The sequence below is a fragment of the Mesorhizobium sp. M2E.F.Ca.ET.219.01.1.1 genome (genome assembly GCF_004016445.2).
In the GTDB taxonomy this organism is placed as follows: domain Bacteria; phylum Pseudomonadota; class Alphaproteobacteria; order Rhizobiales; family Rhizobiaceae; genus Mesorhizobium.
The window spans coordinates 1-281 of record NZ_SADT02000295.1 but is presented as its reverse complement, the minus strand read 5'-3'; the positions used below and the strand labels follow the sequence as shown (position 1 = coordinate 281).

Genomic DNA, 281 nt, shown 5'->3' with positions numbered 1-281 from the left:
GCCGCGATCCGGTCGGGGTCGCCGCCATGCCGGGCGGTGTTGGCGCGCACATAGGCATAGGCCTTCTCGACGTCTCCCGCCTGGGTGGCGACATCGGCGCCAGGCAGCATGCGATAATCGATCGAGACGAACAGGAAGCCCCTGGCGAGCAGGAAACCTGGCTTGGCGTTGACGTTGTCGCGGCTGCCGAGCCGCCAGGCGCCGCCATGGATGAAGAAGACGACCGGATCGCCCTTGGCGCCGTCGCGTGCGTAGATGTCCAGCTTGGCCGGCCCGTAGTC

The 281-nt window shown here is 68.0% G+C and carries 1 protein-coding gene; it reads right to left on the bottom strand.

Annotation, left to right across the window (positions count from 1 at the left end; all coding sequences use genetic code 11):
• A partial coding sequence (locus EN862_RS35900; protein WP_135913360.1) for an alpha/beta hydrolase occupies positions 1-281 on the bottom strand: 281 nt, incomplete at both ends.